At 50.8% G+C, this 23,080-nt stretch carries 20 protein-coding genes and 1 tRNA gene; 10 read left to right on the top strand and 11 right to left on the bottom strand.

Annotated elements, in window-relative coordinates; translation table 11 throughout:
• Positions 1 to 102 precede the first annotated feature (102 nt).
• The 3 genes from QWY82_RS11965 to QWY82_RS11955 are packed head-to-tail and all read left to right on the top strand — an operon-like array spanning position 103 to position 2,570.
• A complete protein-coding gene (locus QWY82_RS11965; protein ID WP_290262586.1) occupies positions 103 to 816 on the top strand; it encodes a TetR/AcrR family transcriptional regulator in 714 nt (237 codons plus the stop codon).
• A complete protein-coding gene (rsuA, locus tag QWY82_RS11960; RefSeq protein WP_290262584.1) occupies positions 806 to 1,495 on the top strand; it encodes a 16S rRNA pseudouridine(516) synthase RsuA in 690 nt (229 codons plus the stop codon). The genes QWY82_RS11965 and rsuA overlap by 11 nt, the downstream gene beginning before the upstream one ends.
• A 4-nt stretch (positions 1,496 to 1,499) precedes the next feature.
• Entirely contained in the window at positions 1,500 to 2,570 is a 1,071-nt protein-coding gene (locus QWY82_RS11955) for a class I SAM-dependent methyltransferase (RefSeq protein ID WP_290262581.1), read from the top strand.
• 54 nt (positions 2,571 to 2,624) lie between these two features.
• On the opposite strand, the gene QWY82_RS11950 is transcribed toward QWY82_RS11955, so the two are convergent.
• Genes QWY82_RS11950 through QWY82_RS11920 form a run of 7 tightly spaced genes read right to left on the bottom strand, consistent with a single transcriptional unit; the run spans position 2,625 to position 10,437 of the window.
• Positions 2,625 to 3,224, bottom strand: a complete 600-nt coding sequence (locus QWY82_RS11950) for a DNA-J related domain-containing protein (RefSeq protein WP_290262579.1) — start codon at positions 3,222 to 3,224, stop codon at positions 2,625 to 2,627.
• 35 nt (positions 3,225 to 3,259) lie between these two features.
• A complete protein-coding gene (locus QWY82_RS11945; RefSeq protein ID WP_290262576.1) occupies positions 3,260 to 3,700 on the bottom strand; it encodes a type IV pilin protein in 441 nt (146 codons plus the stop codon).
• The gene (locus QWY82_RS11940; protein ID WP_290262573.1) at positions 3,682 to 7,878 is read right to left on the bottom strand and encodes a pilus assembly protein; all 4,197 of its coding nucleotides are present in this window, start codon (positions 7,876 to 7,878) and stop codon (positions 3,682 to 3,684) included. Before QWY82_RS11940 ends, QWY82_RS11945 begins: the two co-directional genes overlap by 19 nt.
• An 11-nt stretch (positions 7,879 to 7,889) precedes the next feature.
• Positions 7,890 to 8,402, bottom strand: coding sequence for a pilus assembly PilX family protein (locus QWY82_RS11935; RefSeq protein WP_290263532.1), 513 nt, complete (start codon positions 8,400 to 8,402; stop codon positions 7,890 to 7,892).
• An 18-nt stretch (positions 8,403 to 8,420) separates the two neighbouring features.
• Positions 8,421 to 9,461 (bottom strand): PilW family protein, encoded by a 1,041-nt coding sequence (locus QWY82_RS11930; RefSeq protein WP_290262571.1) that lies wholly within the window; start codon positions 9,459 to 9,461, stop codon positions 8,421 to 8,423.
• 2 nt (positions 9,462 to 9,463) lie between these two features.
• Positions 9,464 to 9,895, bottom strand: coding sequence for a type IV pilus modification protein PilV (gene pilV, locus QWY82_RS11925; protein ID WP_290262569.1), 432 nt, complete (start codon positions 9,893 to 9,895; stop codon positions 9,464 to 9,466).
• Positions 9,895 to 10,437 carry a GspH/FimT family pseudopilin gene (locus QWY82_RS11920; protein ID WP_290262566.1) on the bottom strand — a complete coding sequence of 181 codons (543 nt, stop codon included), beginning with the start codon at positions 10,435 to 10,437 and terminating at the stop codon, positions 9,895 to 9,897. The genes pilV and QWY82_RS11920 overlap by 1 nt, the downstream gene beginning before the upstream one ends.
• Before the next feature lie 343 nt (positions 10,438 to 10,780).
• Between QWY82_RS11920 and QWY82_RS11915 the strand changes: the two genes are divergently transcribed.
• The 5 genes from QWY82_RS11915 to QWY82_RS11895 all read left to right on the top strand — a co-directional run bounded on the left by QWY82_RS11915 (position 10,781) and on the right by QWY82_RS11895 (position 14,677).
• Positions 10,781 to 10,855: transfer RNA gene (locus QWY82_RS11915), tRNA-Asn, on the top strand.
• A 69-nt stretch (positions 10,856 to 10,924) separates the two neighbouring features.
• Positions 10,925 to 11,206 (top strand): pyrimidine/purine nucleoside phosphorylase, encoded by a 282-nt coding sequence (gene ppnP / locus QWY82_RS11910; RefSeq protein WP_290262564.1) that lies wholly within the window; start codon positions 10,925 to 10,927, stop codon positions 11,204 to 11,206.
• Positions 11,207 to 11,287: 81 nt separating this feature from the next.
• The gene (locus QWY82_RS11905; protein ID WP_290262563.1) at positions 11,288 to 12,538 is read left to right on the top strand and encodes a cyclic di-GMP phosphodiesterase; all 1,251 of its coding nucleotides are present in this window, start codon (positions 11,288 to 11,290) and stop codon (positions 12,536 to 12,538) included.
• A gap of 100 nt (positions 12,539 to 12,638) precedes the next feature.
• Entirely contained in the window at positions 12,639 to 13,097 is a 459-nt protein-coding gene (locus tag QWY82_RS11900; RefSeq protein WP_290262561.1) for an Lrp/AsnC family transcriptional regulator, read from the top strand.
• A 221-nt stretch (positions 13,098 to 13,318) separates the two neighbouring features.
• The gene (locus QWY82_RS11895) at positions 13,319 to 14,677 is read left to right on the top strand and encodes an HD-GYP domain-containing protein (protein ID WP_290262558.1); all 1,359 of its coding nucleotides are present in this window, start codon (positions 13,319 to 13,321) and stop codon (positions 14,675 to 14,677) included.
• 215 nt (positions 14,678 to 14,892) lie between these two features.
• On the opposite strand, the gene QWY82_RS11890 is transcribed toward QWY82_RS11895, so the two are convergent.
• Entirely contained in the window at positions 14,893 to 16,752 is a 1,860-nt protein-coding gene (locus tag QWY82_RS11890) for a phytase (protein ID WP_290262556.1), read from the bottom strand.
• Positions 16,753 to 16,765: 13 nt separating this feature from the next.
• Positions 16,766 to 19,255 (bottom strand): TonB-dependent receptor, encoded by a 2,490-nt coding sequence (locus QWY82_RS11885; protein WP_290262554.1) that lies wholly within the window; start codon positions 19,253 to 19,255, stop codon positions 16,766 to 16,768.
• 178 nt (positions 19,256 to 19,433) lie between these two features.
• Here QWY82_RS11885 and QWY82_RS11880 point away from each other — a divergent pair, with 178 nt between their 5' ends.
• Positions 19,434 to 20,342, top strand: a complete 909-nt coding sequence (locus tag QWY82_RS11880) for a GGDEF domain-containing protein (RefSeq protein ID WP_290262552.1) — start codon at positions 19,434 to 19,436, stop codon at positions 20,340 to 20,342.
• Positions 20,342 to 21,304, top strand: coding sequence for an AraC family transcriptional regulator (locus QWY82_RS11875; RefSeq protein WP_290262551.1), 963 nt, complete (start codon positions 20,342 to 20,344; stop codon positions 21,302 to 21,304). The genes QWY82_RS11880 and QWY82_RS11875 overlap by 1 nt, the downstream gene beginning before the upstream one ends.
• Before the next feature lie 7 nt (positions 21,305 to 21,311).
• Here the strand turns inward: QWY82_RS11875 and QWY82_RS11870 are convergent, their stop codons facing one another.
• Together QWY82_RS11870 and QWY82_RS11865 are read right to left on the bottom strand one after the other, a co-directional pair.
• Positions 21,312 to 21,926, bottom strand: coding sequence for a glutathione S-transferase family protein (locus QWY82_RS11870; protein ID WP_290262549.1), 615 nt, complete (start codon positions 21,924 to 21,926; stop codon positions 21,312 to 21,314).
• Positions 21,926 to 22,825: an MBL fold metallo-hydrolase gene (locus QWY82_RS11865; RefSeq protein WP_290262547.1), complete on the bottom strand. Its 900-nt coding sequence runs from the start codon at positions 22,823 to 22,825 to the stop codon at positions 21,926 to 21,928. Before QWY82_RS11865 ends, QWY82_RS11870 begins: the two co-directional genes overlap by 1 nt.
• Between the last annotated feature and the right edge of the window lie 255 nt (positions 22,826 to 23,080).

Genomic DNA, 23,080 nt, shown 5'->3' with positions numbered 1-23,080 from the left:
CTCCTCAAAGGCAGGGAAATAATACTGGGTGCAGTTTTAGAGTATTTGCTCTAGCCTGTCAAGCAGGTATAATCCCACTCCGCCTCCCAGCCACGACAGCTCATGACCAACGCCCAGCCCAGCCTTAAACCCGACTCTCAGCCCAGCACCCGCGAGCGCATTCTGAGCATCAGCCAAAAGCTGTTTAATGCACGCGGCGAGCGCGTGGTGACCACCAACCATATAGCCGCTGAATTGGGTATATCGCCGGGCAATCTCTACTACCACTTTCGCAACAAGAGCGACATCATTGCCGAACTATATCTGCGCCATCAAGCGCACGTATTAGCGTTACTGACACCACCCAGCGACAGGCCATTCACCATGGTGGATAAAGCGGCGCTGCTTGAACAATTAGCCGAAGCCCTATGGAACTGCCGCTTTTTCTACCGCGACACCGAGCATATTTTGAGTGAATCAGCCACCTTGGCAGCCTTACACAAACGCACATTCGATACGGTTTTTGCTAAAACCCTGCAACTTCATCAAGCCTTGGCCAGCGCAGGCTTGATTAAGGCAACGGCGCAAGAGCAACGCGACCTCAGCTATAACGCCTGGATCATCTTAACTAATTGGGTCAGCTTTTTACGCACCACCTTGCAAGTGGATATTGGCGACGATAACAATCAAGCGCTCATTCACCGCGGCGTGTATCAAGTGCTTGCCCTCGAGAAAGCGTTTATGACACCGACAGCGCTAGCGCAATTAGGCGACCTCGCCGACCGATACTACGTTGCGCTCGAACAACCGAACCGAGAGGTTAACGATGCGCATTGATCGCTGGGTAAGCCAAGCCACTGATTTAAGTCGAAAACAAGTGCACGCGGCACTCAAGGAGGGTCGTATTTCAGTGAACAACGGCGCCGTCACCAGCCCAGCCTTTCCGGTAAGAGCAGACGATGTGGTTAGCCTCGACGGTGAAAATATCAAAGCCGCCGGCGCGCGTTATTTCATGCTACATAAACCAGCGGGCTACCTGTGCGCCACCACCGATGCGCATCACCCCACGGTGCTCGACTTATTGGACGAACCCAACCGACACGGCCTACAAATTGTTGGCCGCTTGGATTTAGATACAACTGGCCTGCTACTCATTACCGATGACGGCCGCTGGAATCACCGCGTCACCAGCCCTAAGAGAGAGTGCGCGAAAACCTATTTAGCCACGCTAGCTGAGCCGCTGGTAGACACGGCCGAAGAACAATTTCGTCAAGGTATTTTGCTGCGCAACGAAACCCACCCGACGCGGCCAGCCACCGTCGAAACTTTACCCAACAATCAATGTCGGGTCACGATTTCCGAGGGACGGTACCACCAAGTGAAACGCATGCTCGGCGCGGTAAATAATCGCGTCATAGCCCTGCACCGCGAGCGCATTGGCAACATCAGCCTCGACCCAACACTCACCGAAGGTTCCTATCGCCCGCTCACGACCGAAGAAATAAGCAGCATATAACCCTATGAAACCGCACAAGCTCTCGAGTACCGATCAACTGTTGTCCAACACCTTAGCGCAGGCTTGCGAGCAGACACTTTGGCTGGCCGATGAAAATGTTTTAGCGCTGTTGGAATCCAGCACAGAAAAACTGCCCGACCTCATCACCAACCGCTACGATATTGACACGCACGCTAAAACGCGAGCCAAACAGGCGTGGTTTTCCGACTGGGATTTGGCGCCTTGCTTCGACACTCAAGCTTATCAAAAAATTATTTTCCGAATTTCGAAGGAAAAATTAGTTAACCACTACCTGTTAAATCAACTGGCCCATCACCTCAAACCCGGCGCAACCATTACCCTCATTGGCCAGAAGAATGAAGGCATTAAAGGCCTTGCCGACCAAGCCGCTGCCTGCTTTGGCAATAAAAAAATCAATAAGTCGGGTAACGATTACACAGTGACTGTTCAAGTCAATGAAAACGCAAAGGCTAATGTAGACTGCCAAAACTATCCCGACCTGCGCCCAACCTTAGTCTGGCGCGATCGCGATTTAATGTCTAAGCCCGGCACCTTTGGCTGGCAAAAAATCGATGACGGCAGCGCGTTTTTATTGGATCAGCTAGAGAAGCTAGCAGCTCAGTTACCGGTGCCATCGCGCCTGCTCGACCTTGGCTGTGGCTACGGTTATTTAAGCGTCGGTGCGAAATTAATCACCGAACACTATTGGCCCAACACCCAATGGCTGGCCACCGATAACTGCGCGGCGGCGTTGACCGCGTTTAACGCCAACGGCGGTTCATGGGCAGAGGTGTTTGCCGGCGACCGGGGTTTGGATGCAAGTGGCGAGCCACTGCGCGCGCCAGTTGACTTGATCTTATGCAACCCGCCCTTCCACCAAGGCTTCTCCCCAACTGGCGATATCACCGAAAAATTTCTCAAAGCCATGCAGCGCTGGCTCACGCCAAAAGGCCAAGCGTTAATAGTAGTCAATCAATTTGTGGGCGTTGAAAAACGGGCGCAGGGTCTATTCAAAAGTTGCCAACTTATTGCCGATAACGGCAGTTTTAAAGTCATGCTGCTGGCGCGCTATTAACGCCAATGAGAAGCCGAAAAGTTTGAATGAAGAGATACAGCTTGTGCGAAAAATCTATTTTAGACCGCGTTTTAGCACACTAAAGGCCGCCGTTAACGCTTGCATTTTTTCCTTTGAACCACCCCTATCGGGGTGATTTTCCATTACCAACCGCCGATATTGAGCTTTCAACGCCGTCAGGCTTTGAACCGAAGGCAACTCCAAAACCGCCAAAGCCGCCACTGTATCTGCACACCTACCCTGTCCGTATTGCTGATAGCCACGCCAAAAACTACTTAACAGGTCATCCACCGCACTCTCGCTCATGTCTATATTATCCATATCAAGATAATATTCAGACAAGCTCACAGATTCCACATCGGTGCTTACAGCGCTATCAAGAGCAATAGATTCCCTGCTAATCCACTCAACGCCCAGCGGCGAGAATCGCCATAGGCCAGTATCGTCGGCTTGTGCCAACTGATAGAGCGCATTGCGCATAAGAAAATGAACACAGTAGAGTTCGTGCGAAGACATAACCTCGGCTGGTACATGCTCGGTTCGACGCAGATGGTTAAGTAAGTCAAGCTCCGTTAGCGTAAACGATCCCGAAGCACTTACTGATTCGACATAGCTTGAAATTTCTGCCAGGTATGGATTAAACAACCAAGTCATAAATCACAAACTGGCAGAAACTGATTCGATAAAGACTATCGCCGCCAACACGCCGCTGGCGTACGCGCGCCTGCACTCGTGAGCACAAGTGCGGTACAACCTGTATCAGCCTGCTGGCCACCGGCCACCGCGGTGGCCGTCAAGGTATAAGCTGTTGCCGACTCACCGGAAATGGCGACCGTGTAATAGCTATGCTCTGAATTCAAAACCGCGCCGCCAGAAACCAGACCATACACAGTACAGGCTGCATTGTTATAGGCACCGTAAGCGGTGAAGCAACGCTGTAGGCGCTGCGCGGTTTCCTCTAACACCACATACCCATCGGTGCGGTTTGATTTTCGTACACTGTCGTTATAAGAGGGTATCGCCACTGCCGCGAGAATACCCACAATAGCAACCACCATCATTAGCTCGATTAATGTAAAACCCGCCGCTTGCCTCATCTTTGCATCCCAATTTATTGAAGTTGACGCCATGACATACGCCCTACGCTATCAGAAGGAAGGCTTCCCTCTAATGTCTCAAGCTCGCCCGTAATTTTATTCAGATTCGTCCAAGCTTTATCACCCAGCGTTAAGATAGGTGACAAACTCATCACGGCAGAATCCAATTTCATACCGCCATCAACAAACACACTATGATCAACGTATCGGTCACCGACACCGGCCACTTCCATCAGCCAACCACTGCCACCAAAGCCGCAGGCTTCTTGAGCAGAGATAAAAGTAGAGAAAATCAGGCGGTCATAAACGAGTTGTGCCTTACTGAATATACGTTCACCCGATACAGCGGCTACGCTTGGCGTTTGCAAGTCTAAATACCAGCCAGACTTTACTGGAGTAGAGGTATACCAACTATTGTCATCACCAGAAATAGACCTACTAGTCGCTGTTTCCGTCGCAATGGTTTTTGCGAACAATGAACTGCGGTCGGGAATAGTCGCGCCATAATCTGCCAATGCATACATGCTATTGACTGTTGTGCCTACGGCATTGTCGCTGCTGAGCAAATACCTTCCAGTGCCCACATACACCATAACGCCGGCTTGACCCGTACTGATAGATTTTAAGCCCAGCACCGGTGACGCCGTAATAGCTTGCACTTGGCCATTGCCATCCACTGCACTAAACAACCTATAGTCCATCGCCCAGCTGCTCGCTGGCCCCGATAAACTAAATTTCCACACTCGACCCTGCAAATCGCCCGCATAGGCATACAGAATATTGCCATTGCCACTTGCCAGCAGTGCTGGCGGCGCTAGGCCGTTGCTACCGCTGTTATCAACAACAATCGATTTGGTATAAAGCGAATTAGTTGGGTCAGCTAAATCAACTACAAACAAGGCCGCTCTTTCGCCCGCACCGTTATAGCCATTGCCAAAGATAACCGTCCAACGGTCATTCACCGGCGCAATGGTTAGCTCCCCCAGAATATTTCCGATGAGTGGATCGTCAGTTTCATCAAACTCAAACAACACATCCGATGCGCTAAAACTCTCTGGGTTAGAAACGTCTAGCGCGAATATACCTCTGGCGCCGGCACCATAGGCACCCACCAAAATGGTTTTCCAGCTACCGCCCACATAAACATCGCCCACCACAACCTGGCCGTTCACCGAATACTCATGGGGGTTAGATGCAGAGCCATAATTCGGCTGGCTCATCTTTAATAGCTGCGGGTAAACCTTGGACGGAATATAACTAAATAATTCACGGCCATCGCTAGCGCGGAAGGCATGCAACATGCCGTCATTCGCACTCACATAAAGTACATCGGCTCGGCTTTGCTTGGCGGTCACGAACGCGGCATAGCTAGTGCCACCGAGCGCCGCCGATAAACGGTCGAAGCGATAATCTCTTTTGCCCGCAAAAACTGGGTTACTGTTAACGATATCGCCCAAAATACGGGCCGGCCTATCGCGCATACCGATAACCGAGGTGCCTCGCACCCAATCAACCCGCTCAGCGCCACGGCTATCGGCGTCATTTAAGATCGCCTGCTGGGCTGTGGTTAAATTACCCCAGTTAAACTGAACGCCATTGCTGCCCGTGTAAGTGAAGATATTGCGTGAAGCCGGCGCTGGTAGCGGTGCATCCACCTCAGATACCCAACGGGTACCGGTAACCTCGCCGTCGGCATTCAATGCCAGGGCAGACAAGGTACCACTCCAATCTAGGCTACTGAATTTTGCTTGGAACAAGGTGGTGTCGGTACCCAAGCGCGTAGAGCTGGTGGCAACCGAAGAAGCAGCACCTACACCCGCTGCCACGGAACTCAGTACCTCACCCAAATCTTCTGCTAGCTCGGCAGGGTTCTGTGCATAGAAGTAAGTCTCTGGTTCGGCATTGATAACCGGCGTTGTTCTCGGCGAACCATCAGGGTTGTCTTTAAAACCACCCCATTTCGAAGCGTAATACAGTGGTGGCGGGATGTTGACGCCACTTGAGGTTCCAACAATGTAGGTCGATGTCACCGCTGGGTTTGCGGTCGTACAGTTCGTACAACCCGTACTAACCCCACCTTCCAAGTACGAAAAAGTAAAGTTATCAATCCCCGAGCGCACCTTAAAGCCATCACTTTCAGTACCGCTAATAACATAGCCAAAGCCCATTTTATTCGGCGTAGAATCGGCAATCACATCGGTTGTAACGGTCAGCGTAGAGGCGGTTAACTGATAATCGATGATGCCCCACATATCTTGGTCGAAATCACCGCCTTGCTCGCTATCCTCCCAATTCACGTAGAGCCTGCCAGACTTAGTGGTAGCGGTTTCTACTTGAGCCACCACCTTAAAATCGACCAACGCACAGTTACCGCCCCCGTTTGGTATAGATGAATTACGACAAGCAGGAAGTATTGACACTACATTGTTACCACCAGGTACAGTTAAACGAACCTGAGGGACTGCGGGCGCCAAAGCCACTCCGTAGGTAAATACTTTCTGGGTGCCTTGATTACCCGCACTGTTGCCCGCGCGCAAGTCATTTGTCCGCGCAAAATAAGCGAGGCCCGCCATCAAATAGCTACCATCAAGCCTTGGCGAATCTGGACAGGTACCGCGAACGTCAGATAAATTACCGAGCACCTTTGCCGTACACAGGCTGTTGTTGACTGCACCTGAATTTCCAACAAAGGCCGTCTCACCAACCAAACCTTCCGCAACACCAATGGCATTGGTCCATGAATTCGCGGTGGCTGTCGGGATTAGGGTTGTACCTTCGTCACCATCGTAGGAAATGGTGGAGGCATTAAACTGGATAATACTAAGTGGTGCGCAATAGTTATCGGCACTCAGGGGGTCAGCCCAAGTAGCGGTAGTTAAACCGGTTAATCTGGTGGAGTCATTAGTCGCAAAGTTAGCCGAACCGCCCGCCAAATAGCTCAAGGACTCAGCATATATTTCCGCCTGGGGGTTACCCCAATTCGAACACCTACCATTCGTAAAACCACTTAAACCCCAACTACAATTATCGTCGTTTGTACCGCTTTCATGGTAAGTTCCACCGTTAAAGTCATAACCATATATACGCATGGCATTGAGCGTGGCAACGATACTTCCACCTGATGGTGCAGCCAAGAATTGACCTGTTGCGACGTTAATTTCATCGGCCATGGAGCCAACATTTTTTCGCAATACACCACCGGACTTATTCTTGCCATAACTGCCGGTTAATAACCCGAAATGGATACGCCCTTCTTCGCCATACTCCTGAAGTAAGCCAGCCGGCTTTAGCGCACCAGAAGCGTAGGCACGACAGTTTTCTTCAGGAAACGCGGCATCGCAAACCTTAACCCGGACAGTTAAATCCCGATCAACTCCATTCGTACTACTTTTAGTTGGCGAGCTAGTATGAGCAAAAATACCACTTAAAGCGCTATTATTATCATTTGTTCCATGCCCCCACCGACACTGCCAGCGCTCATTACTAGCCCAGAGGCTATAATTGCCCTTGACTACACTCATACGCGGTGCATCGGTCACCGTTTGTGATTTTTGGTTTCGGCTAGCAGGTTCGGTGGAATTACAAATAGTTAAACCATTACCCGTAGAGGTTGGATTACCTGTGGTTACGGTGGTGAACGGCGTTAATCGAGCAACATCGGACCCAGCATAATGCTTTGCAAAGGCGTGGGCATCCTGGGGTAAAAAACTACGCTCTAATATTGTTTCAGTAGTACTGTCCGTAGAGCGCATGCCGCCGTATAGAATTTTTCTCACCGCATCAACACGAGTCATGGTGGCCCAGTTTAAAAAATTACCCTGCCACTGATTTGAAACGCCAGCGGCATTACAGTAACCACTTGCATCCACCATATTGCGCGGCTCAAAAACACCTGAGTTGTACTCATAGCATTTGTTTGAATCAAAATATCCGTAGTAACTGTTAGTGTGGGTATAGGTTGTTTCGATAAATCCATCGCCATCCAGATCTGAATAATCATCATAGGCTTTAAAATACAGCTGATGATCATTGGACATGTTCAACATCACAATGGGCACAACGGGCTGAGATAAAAATAAGGGGATCTGCGCCAGATCCACCGCTTGCACAGCCTGCGTAGTGGCCATGGCCATAAAACACGCTAACCCACGCGTAGCAACAAACGTTAGGGTACGCACCTTCTTTGAAAAATTCATCAATAAACTAGGCATATAATTTACCCCTACCGCTTGTAAGTTGATTGCAATAAAACCACAGCGCCATCGGTCATGCCTTGGGCACGACTAGTCACTCGATACAAAATATTTAACTCGCTATTCAAGGTGCTGGCATAATCAATCGCACCGCCGCTTTCGCTCGCCTCAACCACACCAACCTCTTCCACGGCAAAGCGCGGCTGAGCCGAAATATTCGCCATAGATGTTGTTGGCGTAGGCGACCCTGTTGCCCAGTTATAGGTATTCCAGTACTGAGCCCTTGCGCCGTCATTGAATGCTTGCACGTAGCCGGCCGTTGAGCCATCAAAAGCGGGCAACACTTGGCCAGACAATTGATCTTCCGCCTGCCTAAGGCCAGCCTCGGCAGCTTGGAACGCCAACTGCCTATCTCTGTAATTACCCGCCATCAATTCTTGCATACCACTACCGCGCACGGCGGCAAGGCCTAGAATAGTCATTAACAACAGCAGCACTAACCCGATCACCATCACGACGCCGCTTTCATTTTTTCCCGTCATCACATATTACTCCGCGCGTTATGGGGTTCTGCTACGTATGCCGATGGTATTATTAAATACCAATCTAAGCCGACGATCAGCAGGGGTTGTTAACACCCCATTAAAGGTAAAAGGCTGAACCTCATCCACTACATTATCTTCAATGCTACTTACCAGTAATGCGATGCGCACACTGCGTACGTTTTGCCAATTGGCTGCCGCTATTGCATTCGCATTTTGATAATTGTCGGGTACGGAATCATTGTTAGTGTCCACGCCATAACTCACCTGAAAGTTTTCCACGCCTTCAAAGAGCTCAAACGCTACGCCATCAATTGCTTGAAACAATGCTGGCCTGCCCGAAGCACCTGCGGCGACATAATAGGCAACCGTACTAACTTTCATTAACTGTGCGCCCACATCAAAGACTTCAGCGGGATCAATGCCAGCGCCCCATGCCGGTATGGCATTACCTGGCGTGCCTGCACTCGCATGAAAGACAGAGGTGGTTGAACCCGCAGTAACAAAGCTAGACGCCTGAAATACACGAGCCTTGGAGCAATCTGAAACGACGACGAGATCACCAGTACACAGGCCGTTCACACCGGTACCTACAGCGCAGGTACTGACGGCATAAGTGTCGATAAAAATAGAGTCGGCGTCATTGACCGCAACAACCGCTGAAGCATCACCGGTAGACAAGCGAAGCACCAACACATCGGTTCCCGTCAAAGCCGCAGGGTAGCCAGCTGGCACGGCGCCCCCGCCATCGTTATCCACATCGGCGCCAGCGACGGCGTTGGTAAAATCAAAATTAAAACCGTTGGCATTATTTAGCGTGTTGGTGAGCTGAGAGACTCGACTCATACAGCCAAAATAGCCCGCCATACGAATATCGCTGCTCATTAGCTCTACAGCAAACCGACCCGTTTCCTGAATGCCAGACAAGGCTTGCTGACTGCTAAAAACGCGTTTATTAGACACGAAGATTTGAACCACACCGGCAATCAACGTAATGCCCAATGCCATTGCAATTAAAATCTCAACTAACGTTAAACCAGAATTTTTTCGCATCATCATCGTTACAACCTGGTCACATAGGAGAAAGTCACTGTTTCACTCTCGCTAATTTCATACCACTGCACAGCTATCGTACAAAAATCATTGGCATCACAATTTATCCCGCCGATGCCTTGCGGTAGCGCTGACGCTAACAAGGCACGCCAAGCAATGACATCGTCTCCAGGTAAACTACCTGCCGATGGATCAGCATCTGCAACGCCAATGTTATATTGCAAAATGTTTTGTCGATTCAAGCGCATTCGATCAATGATATCGTAAGCCAGCACACTGGCTTGCGAGCGATGATAAGCGTCGCGATTAAAACTTAACGATTGCGTCTGAAGCGCAGCAACACCCAGCAAACCAACCGCCAGAATGAGCACAGTGATGAGAATTTCAATTAACGTTGCACCCTTCTGATGACGAGCGCTCACATGCATTCTTTGTATCATTATGGACACACCATACTAGATATTGCCGCTGTACCACTCAGCTGAACCGTGAGCTGACGCGCATTAGAATCAACGCAAGCTGAAGGCACAAACGTCACGTCAACAGGAAGGTTTGACAAGCGAGCCAGCATTCCGCTGGCCGCATAGCGTATAAAATAACGACTATCCGCCCCCGCCGCTGCCGCTACATCAAGACCACTTGGAAGCCCCGCCTTCTGCTTCAATACATTACCAACAACAGGGGTCGCGGCGGCATCAGTGGCGGCGGTATCAACAAACACAATCCAACCATTCTCCCAAGATCCTGCGGCGTCGCATGCGGTAGCCGCCGCGTTAGCGACGCAGACAGATACACGCTGAGCACGCTTCACCGCTTCAGAGCGTGCAAATAATAAAGCAGACCTTAATTCCTCTGCCGCACTGTCCGTTCTCGCACGCTGAGCTTGACTATTAAAAGATGGCGCAGCGAGACCGATCACAACAGCTAAAATCACCAACGTGATCATTAACTCTATCAATGTAAAACCAGACTGTTTTATCACCCAGACACTACTCCAAAATCGACCAACACCTTAGACCAAGCCCTTTAAGGGCTCGCGATAAATTTCAACCTATGTAACTGCCAAACTGGGCGTTACTTTGCCTTTGTATATGAGTCAATGCTAAGGCAAAAAAAATCTTATTAATAGTTACTAGGTCTCCTCTAGCCCTTATAAATGGCTATTTATGACGAGTGGCAAATAACCACCACTAAGCGGAACGCGTTTTTACACTGATCAACAATTAACCACCTCTTTAGCGCATTTAATTTTTTTACAAAAACTCCTTGACCATACCTATATCGAACAATAAGATACGCGCCACTTCCAACGAGGAAGTCGTTTTTCCGGTGTAGCTCAGCGGTAGAGCAGCGGACTGTTAATCCGTTGGTCGCTGGTTCGATCCCAGCCACCGGAGCCATATTTTGAAGCCCTGAATACCCCGTATTCGGGGCTTTTTTATGCCCGCTTCACGCGAAAAGGAATCACTATGTTTAAAGTTAATAGCTATTTTGACGGCAAGGTTACATCCATAGCCTTTCAAACCGCCACCCTACCGGCAACCACTGGCGTGATGGCCATTGGCGAATATGAGTTTGGCACCAGCCAACGGGAATACATGACCGTGGTCAGCGGCTCTATGGATATAAAAATGCCCGGCAGCGACACCTGGCAGCACATGGCCGAAGGTGAAACCTTCATTGTTGAAGCCAATTTGAAATTTGGTGTCAAAATCACCGTTGAAACCGCTTATTTGTGCAAATACGAGTAAGCCACTTATAGTCCTGTGGCTCCGCTCACAACGACTTGTTACACTGGCTCTTGGATATGAAGTAACGATTCGAAGAGCCCAGTGCCCACACAACATCAACCCCTGAAAAACAGCACCAAATTAACCATAGATGAACTACGGCTCGGCATGTTTGTGTCTGAGCTTGACTGTGACTGGCTGGTCACACCCTTCTTGCTGCAGGGCTTTGAAATTGAGAAACTCGAGCAAATCGAGATTTTACGCGCCCACTGCAAGCACGTCTGGGTAACCACCAAGACCATTCCGGCAAGCCCGGCCAACCCTCTTCTCACCCTTTCCGAGGCAGCGCCGAAAAAAGCATCGACGCCCACGCAAGCTATCTCTATCAGCGCCGAGCAAGAGCATCGCCAAGCCCGTGGCATTTACACTGCCAGCAAGCTCGCAACCCACACGATATTAACCAGCGCCGCCTCAGGGCCACCGCTTAAGATTCCCGACGCAGACGCCACCGTTCATCACTGTGTGCAAAGTATTCTTCGCAACCCAGATGCACTGCTGTGGATGTCGAAAATCCGAAATAAAGACGAATATACGGCGGAGCACTGTCTAAATGTCTGTATTTTAGCCATTGCCTTTGGCCGCCACCTCGGTCTCGCCGAACAAGAGCTCTACAAAGTGGGCACCGCCGGCCTCTTACACGATGTTGGCAAAATGCGTGTCGCGCCGAGCGTGTTGAACAAACCCAGCCAGCTCACACCCAAAGAGTTTAAGGCCATGTCTGCACACGTTGTGCACGGTCGTAACTTGCTTCAACAGACCCCCGACATTGCCAAAGAAGTGATTGACGCAGCGCATTCCCATCACGAGCGTATCGATGGCACCGGCTACCCACGCAAACTTAAAGGCGAAGACATTTCCTATTTATCCAAGATTATTTCCATCGTAGATACCTACGACGCCATCACCAGCCACCGCTGCTACGCGACTGCCAGGCCAACCACCGAGGCACTAAAGATTCTTTATGAACAGCGCGGTAAGCAATTCGATACCGAACTCACCTTAGCCTTTATTAAATTTATTGGCCTCTACCCACCGGGTACAATTGTCGAGCTGGTCAATGGCCGACTCGGTTTAGTGCTGGCAACCAATGAGCAAACCAAACACCTGCCCAAGATAATTTGTGTAACCGATAGCCAAAAAGAAGCCTGTAAACACGAGTTTATCGATCTGTCGCTCATCAGCCGTGGCGAATTGACTGAAGACCATCTCATAAAACAACTGCACGTAGACGGTAGTTTTGGTATTCACCTGCATGCGTTTAAGGCCAAGGGGCTCAGTTTCGCTATAGGTTAAATCCCCTTCTGCTCCCTAGTTTCACCGAGCAACCTGCCTGACGTCCGATAAAATTGCGCGTATAATTCCGTTTTTCGAGCAAATTATGGCGAATTCCACCATGAAATTCAGTGAAAGCGAAAGGCGTATTCTCAGGGCTTTACAGCAGAATGGTCGCACCAGCAATGTCGAGTTGGCACAAAAGGTCGGCCTATCAGAATCCCCCTGTTTTCGTCGCGTTAAACAACTCGAAGATACCGGCGTCATATCTAGCTACGCCGCCATTGTCGACCAACGCAAGCTAGGCCTAGACGTGACGGCCTTCGTGCAGGTTACGCTCGATCAGCGCTCTGAACCCGACACTGAGGCGTTCCTCAGGGCGGTGGAGTTAGAAGACAATATCATGGAGTGCTATGCCACCAGTGGTGATTACGACTTCCTGCTGCGCGTTGTGGCAAAAAATATCGACGACTTCGCCGATATCAGTATGCGTAGAATCTTAAAGTTCCCAGGCGTTAAAAATATTGTCTCCACCTTTAGCCTACAAACGGTGAAGCTCTCGCACGTGCTCCCCACCTAGCAAACAGACCATCGCTTATCTGCCTGCTACACTTTCCTTGCGCTCAGCAAACTGTGTAGTAGTTTATCACCCAATCTTCTGCTCAATATTTCTAGCGCTTTTAAACAAGTATTTTCACCCGATAACACCACTTAGCAGAATGCTCATCTAAACTGATCATTCGCCACCGCCATGTAAACTAGGATAAGGCTCACGTTACCAGCAAAGGAACAGCGCCCCGCATGAACCCAACAACCCATTATCTGCTCGAGCGAAAGGCAATTCAGGACGCCAGCCAACAAGATGGCAGCCCCTTTTTCTGCCAACACCTCGCACAATTGAACCAAACCCAAAAAGTGCTGGCCAAAGAAGATATTTGCAATCGGCAAGGCGCCATTATTCTAAAAAAAGGTGAAGATATCTGCGAGCGCCGCGCGCATATGATCGTGCAACATAAGTTGGTTAAACCTATCGAGCAAAGCATTGAACTCGCAGAAACCTACAATGCCGAGAAGCTGTTCAACTACATGAAAAAATTTGGCAGCACGGTACCGGGGCTGCAGGTAGTGACTGGCTCCGATGACTATCTCAGCAACTTGAAAAAAATGTGCAGTTACTACGGTAAATTCCCGCTGATAAAGCAAACCTTAACGGTACTGGCAAATCGCTTACACGACATTTACAACGACAGCGTTTTTACTGCACTAGCAAGCCTTGCCATTGCCATGCAAATGCAGCGCTCCGAGCGCGAACAGCAAATTATTTTTATGGCGGCACTAACCCACGATTGTGGATTTCTTTATATTCCCAACGAGCTGGCCCATAAAAAGCAGGACTTTAGCCGCGCCGAATGGCACTCATTACTTGCGCACCCCATTATTGCCAAGCGGTTTTTGGACTCGGTTCCCGATTTGCCAAAGGATGTTACAGCCGCCGTGATCGACCACCACGAACGCACCGATGGCACTGGCTACCCGAACCAAAAATTTGGCGATGAACTCAGTATTAGTTCGCAAATTATCGGCATAGCCGACGATATAGTGGCCAGCTATAAAGCCTATTCAGGCTACGGCCCGCACACCCATATCATGATTCTGGCGGCACTCAAACTCAATGATCACCTGCATTTTGAAACCGTATTTAAGGCCACCGCTATCTTATTTCAAAAATACCCTAAACCTCAGCAACCGCCCTCACAGGGCACCAGTGCGCAGGCGCTGTTAAACCGTCATCAGCAGATTCAACCTTATTTTGAAGCCATTCGAACGCTGTCGCGTAAGGTCATCACCGGTACAAAACACCCACTTAATCGCTCCATCGCGTCCATGCTCGGTCGCTTGGCCATTTCTATTGTTCGCGCTGGGTTATTGCAAGATGAGCACAAGGCCTGGCTCGAAGATATGACGAAATCTCCCAAGCCAGATGAACTAGAACAGCTGTTGGAGGTGGGCGTTATGTACGATCAAATTGACAGCCAGTTACTGCACCTGAAGAATTTACTGCTGCGCGTGCTCGACGATTTAACACCGCAACAAGAGGACTTAAAAGTAGCCGCCGAGGAGCTCTTTGGCGCGAGTGAAGCCTTGCCTAGCAACCCCTGAACTAGAGGTATTGCCCTTTCCACTAGAGAATTTCTAACGCTGAAACCGCTAAATCAACTAACAGAATCCTTAACGGGAAAATATTAACCGCACTCATTCAACGGCACATAACGCAAGGTCGAACACCCAAGCCTAGGTGCTCGACGCTATCTATCAACGCTACCTATCGACGCAATTTATTTTAGGAGCGAAAATTTTGCGTAAAGATTAAAAACCTATCGCAGCTCGAGCGTATCCAGTACCGCCCGCCAGCTCACCAACTTAAAGTTCTGGCCCTCGCTCGGCATTAAGTTGCGGCCATCCTGCAAGACCAGAAGGCCAGCGGGAAAATCGGCTCCAAGCGCTACTGTTGTCACATCTAGGCCATCGGTTTCACTGCTGCCGTCAACGCCGAGTGCCGGCGCTAAACCGACGCGGAAGCGACCGCGATAGGCGTAGGGTGGCGCCGTGTCGTAGAGCAAATAACTGTCGTTGCCCTGACTAGACACAACTAACAGTGATTCGTCATTGGCATAATGTGCGATGGCCATACCTTCGACATCGCGCTTGAGCGCATCGCCCACTTCGGCCACCAGCTCAAACACCCTGTCACCCGTTTTTAGGCTTAAGGTCCAAATGCCCCGCCCCTCTTCACCGACAAACAATCTGCCTTGCTGATCGTCAAAGGCACAGCCCTCGGGTTGCGAATCGAGCTTTAGTTGTCGAACCAGTGTCATGTGCCAATTTTTTTCGCGCTGAGTTAACTGATACTGCTGAAAGCGACCGTCTTTATCGTTAACAAACACCTGGTGCTGCTTGTCCCACAGCCCCATACAGATACCGTAAATCTCATCCAGCTCGGTTTCAAAACTCGCCAATTTCTGTACCTGGCCCGTGTTATCAATGCCGTATAGCAGCACACTGTTATCATCGCGCTTGCTGGCAACCGCTAAGTCAAAGCCTAGGCCAGCGCGCAAGCCATAGTTTCTAACATCGACATTATTGAGCCTGCCATCGGGTAAAAATTGCAGCGCCTGCCCGTCTAGATCGTAAACATACAAACCACTTTTTTTGTGCGTGCCGAGTACCCGAGATTTGAGCGGATTAGCTTCATTGACCCATATTGCCGGGTCATCCATGGCGTCACCGGTCTGCCGCGCCGGCGGTGTTTCTCGCACTGGGGGCACTTGAGCAATCAGCTCTGGCGTGAAGGCCTGCGGCTTTTTCAGCGGCAATAGGCCGGTATAGAGCTGGGCAACCTCCTCGTCAAACACGGCAACCGTTAAGCCCGCCGGCGCCCACCAAGCGCTGAGCCACTCGGGCGATGCCAAGGGCAAAGCCCAGGTTTGTAGCGCCATATCAGCCGCCAAGCCCGAAGACTGGGGACGCAGATGCCAGAGACGTTGATCGCTCAGTGCCAATAAATCACCCTCGGGTAAACTGACAAGCGCCTCAATATCGCCCGTTAATTCACCGAAAGGCTCATTGAGCAACACTGGCCGCCGAGCCGGTAAGGCCTCTGGCTCCGCCGGCAAACGCCAAATACCCTGCCCCTCTTCCACTAAGAAAACAAAACCCCGGGCGTCGTCCGCTGTGCACAAGCCAGTGCCATTGGGAACGGGGAGATCGCGCACGCGCAAGGGTTTTGCCAAGACCTGCCCCGTCTCGGCCAAGAGCCACTGCTGGCTAGCGCCACGGCCATCTTGAATAAAACTAAACAGCTGCCCACTTTGCCGGCTCAAATACAAACACTGCTCATCTGCCAGTATATCGGCAAACAGTACCTGCGATTGCGCCTGCAACCCCGCTTCCGTGATCTGCCAAACCTGTAAGTGATGGCCGCCCTCGGCCACACCGGCGACAAAGGGATAGCGCACATCGAGGCTGGTGAATTCACCGTCAACGCGGTGCTGGGCTTTATCCTTGTGCCAAACGAGGCCGTCTTTAACCAGCACCAGCTGGCCGCCATTCAAGTGCCACTGCTGCAGCGCCAAGGTGTCAGTACTGGCCTCTAACGCCAGCGATTTATAATGCCCCGTGTTACAGGCCATGACTAAACCGCTCAGCGCGGCCAACACAATCCAACAAATACGCATGTATTAACTCCTATTAAAAGCCGCTGTAACTAAAACCAAGCTGAAAACTGCGCCCATACTCTTCGTACTGGGCGTTAAAGCGCGGTTGGTTTACATAGGTGTAATAGGCTTGATTGGTTAAATTTAAGGCGTTGAAGTAAAGCATCAGCTGCTTATTAACGTGCACTTTCGCGATTAGATCCAGCTGTAGGTGGTCGTCTTCATAAACGTCGTAATCGGGGTCATCTAACTCGCCCACTTCCAATAAATACGATGACTTATACGCTGCCGATAGACGCAAATTAAAGGTCTCATCTTGATAACCTAAGGCCAAGTTGCCGGTTTGTGCCGACTGACTGGGGAAATCAATCGCGCGGTTAAAGGCCTCGCCGTCGTCAAAATATTGAATGCTCGCCTCGGCATCGGTGAAGGTAGCATTGGCACTCACCAATAAACCATTCCAAGGATAAGACAAACTATCAAACTGTTTTACCAACGCCAGCTCCAAGCCGTAAAGCTCGGCCGAATCTCCGTTTACATAAGTCACGGCCTTCGCGTAATCCTCAAAATCCACCGCGCCGGCTATATCGGTACTGTAAATAAAATTATCGATATCTTTATAAAACAATCCCGCCGAAAGCAAACCTAAGCGGCCCATGTAGTGCTCGATACCCAGGTCGAAATTATTCGCCGTTAGCGGCTCCAGGGTCGGGTTGCCGAACTCAGCTTCCACGTCGCCGTCATCTTCCTCAAGCAACATACCAGGGGCCGCTTGCTCAAAGGTTGGGCGCACTAAGCTAGTGGTAAAGGCCGCGCGCACTACTGTGTCTTGATCGAGATCGTAACGGGCTATTAGCGACGGCAAGGTATTGGTGTATTCGTGGTCTTCGGCACGCGGGCTGAATTCTCCCGCGGCGTCATCGTAGCGCCAGCCGCTGGCGGAAAAACGCGTCGCTTCAACGCGCGCACCGCCGATCAGTGTCAACTCGCCAAGATTAGCGGTTAACATGACATAGCCGGCATCTATGTCTTCAGTCATGGTGAAATCACCCAGGGTCGACTCTACGTCGTCTTCGTAACCCGCAAGCCCCACTTGATCGACCAGTGCTCGGATACTTTGCAGGTTAGTAGTAGCGCCAAAATCGCCCAAGCCATAGTCAGCTTCTGCACCTAAATACGCCGACAGCAAAAGATCTTGTTCGGCAACGCCTGCGTCATCGAGATCTTCTAGCGCCCAAAAACTGGCGTCGTTTTCTTTATCGCGCCGGCTCGCCTTGGCACCGAATTTAACGCTTAGCTCACCATCGGCTAATTCGAAGTGGCGGGTTAAATCTAATCGCAAACTCTGGTCCTGATCCGAGGTAAAGGTTTCAGACACTTCTATGCCATCTAACTCATAGCCGGCATAATCGAATCGATCACCGGCGAGTAAGGGCTTTTCACTTCCGGTCACCGACAACGGTAAATCGCCGTCGTATTCAAAGGCCGATTCAATATGATCGGGCGTATCCTCTTCCGACTGCCCCCAGCCCAGCATAACGCCTAGCTCCCACTGCCCCATCTGCTGATCGAGGCCTAGGGAAAGCGATTGAATTGTTTGTGTTTCTTTGCGCTGCTTCAACTCGCGCGCCACAGCGGCCTCGGCCGTTGAGCCATTCACATCGACGCCGTCTTCCCACTCAACCACTACCGCATTGCGTTGTTCGTCATCGGAAAATTCGCTGTACAAGCCGCGCAAAAACCACTGTTGAGTCTCGCTCGGGCGCCAGTCTAGGTTAGCCGCCAAACCTTGGCGCTCCCGTGTTATCACATAGTCGCGCTGTTCTAAATCCACCATGCGCGCGGCGTCGTCAAAATCCCAACCACCACCGGTTTCCACATTGTCGGAGCCAAATTTACGCTCGACAAAACTACCCGCTACAGCCACACCAAAGGTCTCATCGGCAAACAGATTGGAATAGGCAGCTGATAAGCTCGGGCTAAATTCATCTTGCAGTGCGTTGTAGCCCGCTTCAGAGCTGAATTTAAAAAATTCACCATCGCGATCAAAGGCCGAGCTGCTTTTAATATCGATGGCGCCGCCGAGCGAATCGGCATCCATATCGGGGGTTAGGGATTTTGTTACCGTCAAGGACTGGACTAAATCAGATGGAACAACATCGAGCGCCACGGCGCGACGGCCAGCCTCAGGGGCAGGCACCCGGGCGCCATTGATAGTTACCGCATTGTAATCCGGCGCCAAGCCGCGTACTCGTACAAAGCGCCCCTCACCCTGGTCGCGCTCAATGGATAAACCAACCAACCGCTGTAGCGACTCGCTGGCATTGGCATCGGGGAAATCACCAATAGCGTCGCTTGAGGCCACGGTTATTAAATTATTTGCTTGACGCTGCGCCGCTAGGGATTTACTGGCGGAGCCAGTCTGCCCAAGAACCAATATTTGTTCTATCTCTGGTGCTGCAAAAGCCGGTGATGTCAGTGCCCAGCAGCAAGCTATGGCGAGGGGTTTCATGCGCGTTTTCATAACAGGTTTCCATCGGGAATAATTGATGGACGCCATCCTGCCGCCGCTTTGTGACAATCTCTTGTCAACCAAGCCAATCGCTACGCAAACCCATGCACCAATATGACCGGGTCACATCAGCTCAACAGGCATTAAGGCGAGGCACAAAATTGTCATACTGGCTCGCTATGCTAACCGGATGCTAATTTATCGACTGCGCTACTACACCGCATTTATCCTGCGTCATCACGCCAAGCGGCTGATCGCCCTCCCGTTATTTGGCGCCCTGCTGGCCGCCCTAACCTTGCACGCGGGCGATGCCAAGGCCTCGGTACACTGGGGCGATGTCGCCGGCGAAGGTTTATCTTGTATATTGGCATTAACATGGATAGTGCTATTGCTTTGCGCGCGCCCAGCAGGACGAGTGACACAATGGCTCTTTGCTGGCGCACTTTGTTATTGGGGTTTTACCTGTTTGGATTTACTTGATGAATTCATCAGCTACCCGAGCGATTCCCGCCTGTTTCAAAACTTGGAATCTTTTAGCGCGCCGCTGGCTATGCTGCTGCTAACCGTAGGACTGTTTAATTGGTTGAAAGAACAGGCCCTCATCAATCGTCAGCTGCGCAGCCGAGAAAATTTTCACCGCGACCACCAGCTTATCGACCCGCTCACCAACGCCTACACTGCGCGCCACTTCCAACAGCAGTTGGCACTGGCTTGCGATCGCGAAACGGCAACCCCATTATTCTTGGCCTTGATCGAACTCGATCAACTACGCGACATTAATCGCACACTGGGCATGAATCGCGGCGATCAACTCTTGCAAGGTTTTGCCGAAGCCATGCTCGCGCATTTGACCGGTGAGGACAGCTTCTGCCGGCTTGGCGGCAATCGCTTTGCGTTACTAATTCCTCATCAAGATTGGCATAGCGCGCAAGGTATTTGCCAACAACTACTGGAAAATGCCAGCCGCGTTATCGCGAGCCCAGTCACCAGTGTAAGCCTCTGCCGCCTGTCGAATGAAAGCGCCGAGGCCTTTTTTGCCCGCGCCCTGCGGCAATTACCGCAAACTTACCGGCACGGCGCAATAAAGGACTGCGCCTAATGTTTACCGTCAACGACAAGGTAATACGCCCAATTCTGGCACGCGAGCTTTATGGATTAATTGCGGCGCGGCACGATCAGCCCGACATGTTTCTAGCGGGCACGGGATTGTTCGCGCACGACCTTCAAAATAGCCAGCGCCTTATTGCACCATCACAGTTATTTCGCCTAGTGCGGCAATCCCGCTCGCTCGGCGCCGAGGATCTGCCGCTACAACTCGGTAGCCGGCTACTCTATAGCGATGAACCCCTAGCCAAGGCGCTGCTGCAAACGCCAAATGTATACCAAGGGCTTAGATTGCTGGCGCGCTATCAAGCCCTGTGGGCACCACAGGTATTAATTCGGCCAGCCCATTCACAGCAACACATTCATCTTGATTTTTACTGCCCCTTGGGCCGGGTAGATCTCGCGCGTTTCTTTTTACTCGCGGCCAGTAGCTTCGTGTACGGCTGGATCAGCGAGCATAAAAAAATACACCTGCATTGGCAGTTGCCCTTAAGCGAGACCTGCAGTTACGCAATATTTGATCAGTCGATACAAAGCCCGTCGCCGCTTTGGCGCTTGAACTTGCCAATGGCTGACGTTATTACCACGAAAGGCTCTAAGGCTGAACCTTGGCTAGAAGAATGCAAAGGCTTGCTGGCGTCACTGCCCAGGCAACACAGTTTATTGATGTTAGCGCAGCGTTTTTTAAAGCCGCGGCCTCAAGCAACACTTAACGACCTAGCTAAACATTTAAGGATAAGTGCGGCAACGTTGAAGCGCCGGTTAAAAGTGGAAGGCACTAGCTTTCAGCAGCTACAAGATAGCCTTCGCGGTCAACAAGCACTTTGCCTCTTGACCGACCAGGGCTGGAGCAACCAAAAACTGGCCGATTATTTTCAAATTAGCGACGTAAATAACTTTCGCCGCGCTTTCAAACGCTGGACCGGCATAACACCCAGTGACGTGAAACCGGCTTAACGTTTAACTAACAACTGGCACTCGGGCGCGCACTCACAGCTTGATGCCAGCGCTGTAAATGCTGCCACTCAGGCGCTGCTCGCAGCTTCACAACACGGGCAAAATCCACTGCGCATAGGGCCGTGATATCGGCGACAGAAAAACTGTCGCCAGCAAGGTAGTCCGAGCTTGCCAAGTGCGTATTCAAGCTTTCCATAAAAGCCAAGGCTTGGCGGCCACAGTCTTCGCCATACTCCGCTATCGGCTTCATACGATCTTTAAAATAACCCGTGGTGTGTTGAAAACACATGCCCACCGGCAGAAATAAATAGAACTCTGCGCGGCGCTGCCACATTTCGATAATGGCTTGCTCTTTAGGCGCGCGTCCAAACAACGCCGGCTCTGGATGCAGCGCTTCAAAATAGCGGCAAATCGCCATCGATTCCCCGATGTAGGTGCCGTCATCCAATTCGAGCACCGGTATTTTCGTGGTAACATTTTTTTGCTTATAGGCCTCGGTTAAATTTTCACCGGATTGAATATCAACCTGTTCAAACTCAACCGTTGACAATAGCGATTTCTCGGCCAAAAACATCCGCACTCGACGGGCATTGGGTGCGGTTTTGGTTTCAAAAATACGCATTACATCGCTCCGTAGACCAAAGCCACCCAAACATCGGGAGCCAAGAAGCCGGCGCCCCATTTGGCGTCAAACTTCGCGGTGGGTTTAGCGGCAACCACTGCTTCCACAGACATCCCTTTAGCCTTTAGTTTTTTCACCTCGGCATACACGGCCGCCAACATATCGTGATAGGCCTGCAACTCCGCTTTATTACTTAGCTTGCCGTGACCGGGAATAATTTTGGTTTTGCCGTCAATTTTTTTTAGCACACTGTCGACCGCCTGAATGACACCCAACACACTGCCGCCACTGCTGGCGTCGATGAAAGGGTAGAAACCGTTAAAATAGGTGTCGCCCATGTGCACCACATTGGCCTTGTCAAAAAACACAATGGCATCGCCATCGGTATGGGCGGGTGCCGGATGTTCTACGTGAATGGTCTCGCCATTGAAATGAAAACTTAACGACTCCTCAAATGTGATCACGGGCAGCGCAACGCTGGGCGCTGGCGGCACTTCTTTTTTAAAGGCCTCGATCACGCCACCGGCTTCAAGACGGGTGCGCACATTGTGATGGGCAACGATAATGGCATCGCGCTTGCCAAAATTTTCATTGCCGCCTGTGTGGTCAAAATGCCAGTGGGTGTTAATTAAAAACTTAACCTGCTGGTCCGACAAGGTCGCTATTTTGGCTTGAATTTTATCGGTTAATGGCGCGAACTGATCATCGATCAAAAAGGCACCGTCATCGCCCACACTTAAGCCCATGTTACCGCCTGAGCCCGTAAGCATGTAGATACCCTCGGCAACAGGAATAGCCTCAATGGTTACTTCCGGGGTTTTATCGTGCGCCTGCGTTTGCGCACCCAGCAATAGTACCGCTGCGCAGGAGATGAATTTTAAAGCCTTAGTGATGTACATAATCGCTATCCCTCTTGATAATGTTATTGCTAGCTTTTGGACATTTCTAATAATTGCACCTTAACACTAGGCGGACAGCAAGGCATGCGTTCTGACCCCGCGGGCTAGAGCAAACAGCGGTTGCTGCTGGCACTATAACGCTTCTTCGCCAAGCCAGCGCTATAAGCCAGAGGCCACGCGCAATTATAGGAGTTGCCCTGTAGTTTATAGAACTTATTGGTCTGTGAAAATTCCAGTTTGTTGCCACCAGTGCGC

It is taken from the genome of Simiduia curdlanivorans (assembly GCF_030409605.1).
GTDB classification, from domain to species: Bacteria; Pseudomonadota; Gammaproteobacteria; order Pseudomonadales; family Cellvibrionaceae; genus Simiduia; species Simiduia curdlanivorans.
Note: the sequence above shows the minus strand (reverse complement) of the source record. Positions and strands in the feature narration are given on the sequence as shown.

Coding starts and splice junctions, on each gene's coding strand:
- pilV (WP_290262569.1), bottom strand. CDS start 9,895: ATGATACAAAGAATGCATGTGAGCGCTCGTCATCAGAAGGGTGCAACG.
- rsuA (WP_290262584.1), top strand. CDS start 806: ATGCGCATTGATCGCTGGGTAAGCCAAGCCACTGATTTAAGTCGAAAA.
- ppnP (WP_290262564.1), top strand. CDS start 10,925: ATGTTTAAAGTTAATAGCTATTTTGACGGCAAGGTTACATCCATAGCC.
- QWY82_RS11955 (WP_290262581.1), top strand. CDS start 1,500: ATGAAACCGCACAAGCTCTCGAGTACCGATCAACTGTTGTCCAACACC.
- QWY82_RS11895 (WP_290262558.1), top strand. CDS start 13,319: ATGAACCCAACAACCCATTATCTGCTCGAGCGAAAGGCAATTCAGGAC.
- QWY82_RS11950 (WP_290262579.1), bottom strand. CDS start 3,224: ATGACTTGGTTGTTTAATCCATACCTGGCAGAAATTTCAAGCTATGTC.
- QWY82_RS11880 (WP_290262552.1), top strand. CDS start 19,434: ATGCTAATTTATCGACTGCGCTACTACACCGCATTTATCCTGCGTCAT.
- QWY82_RS11940 (WP_290262573.1), bottom strand. CDS start 7,878: ATGCCTAGTTTATTGATGAATTTTTCAAAGAAGGTGCGTACCCTAACG.
- QWY82_RS11890 (WP_290262556.1), bottom strand. CDS start 16,752: ATGCGTATTTGTTGGATTGTGTTGGCCGCGCTGAGCGGTTTAGTCATG.
- QWY82_RS11870 (WP_290262549.1), bottom strand. CDS start 21,926: ATGCGTATTTTTGAAACCAAAACCGCACCCAATGCCCGTCGAGTGCGG.
- QWY82_RS11935 (WP_290263532.1), bottom strand. CDS start 8,402: ATGACGGGAAAAAATGAAAGCGGCGTCGTGATGGTGATCGGGTTAGTG.
- QWY82_RS11945 (WP_290262576.1), bottom strand. CDS start 3,700: ATGGCGTCAACTTCAATAAATTGGGATGCAAAGATGAGGCAAGCGGCG.
- QWY82_RS11865 (WP_290262547.1), bottom strand. CDS start 22,825: ATGTACATCACTAAGGCTTTAAAATTCATCTCCTGCGCAGCGGTACTA.
- QWY82_RS11965 (WP_290262586.1), top strand. CDS start 103: ATGACCAACGCCCAGCCCAGCCTTAAACCCGACTCTCAGCCCAGCACC.
- QWY82_RS11930 (WP_290262571.1), bottom strand. CDS start 9,461: ATGATGATGCGAAAAAATTCTGGTTTAACGTTAGTTGAGATTTTAATT.
- QWY82_RS11900 (WP_290262561.1), top strand. CDS start 12,639: ATGAAATTCAGTGAAAGCGAAAGGCGTATTCTCAGGGCTTTACAGCAG.
- QWY82_RS11875 (WP_290262551.1), top strand. CDS start 20,342: ATGTTTACCGTCAACGACAAGGTAATACGCCCAATTCTGGCACGCGAG.
- QWY82_RS11885 (WP_290262554.1), bottom strand. CDS start 19,255: ATGAAAACGCGCATGAAACCCCTCGCCATAGCTTGCTGCTGGGCACTG.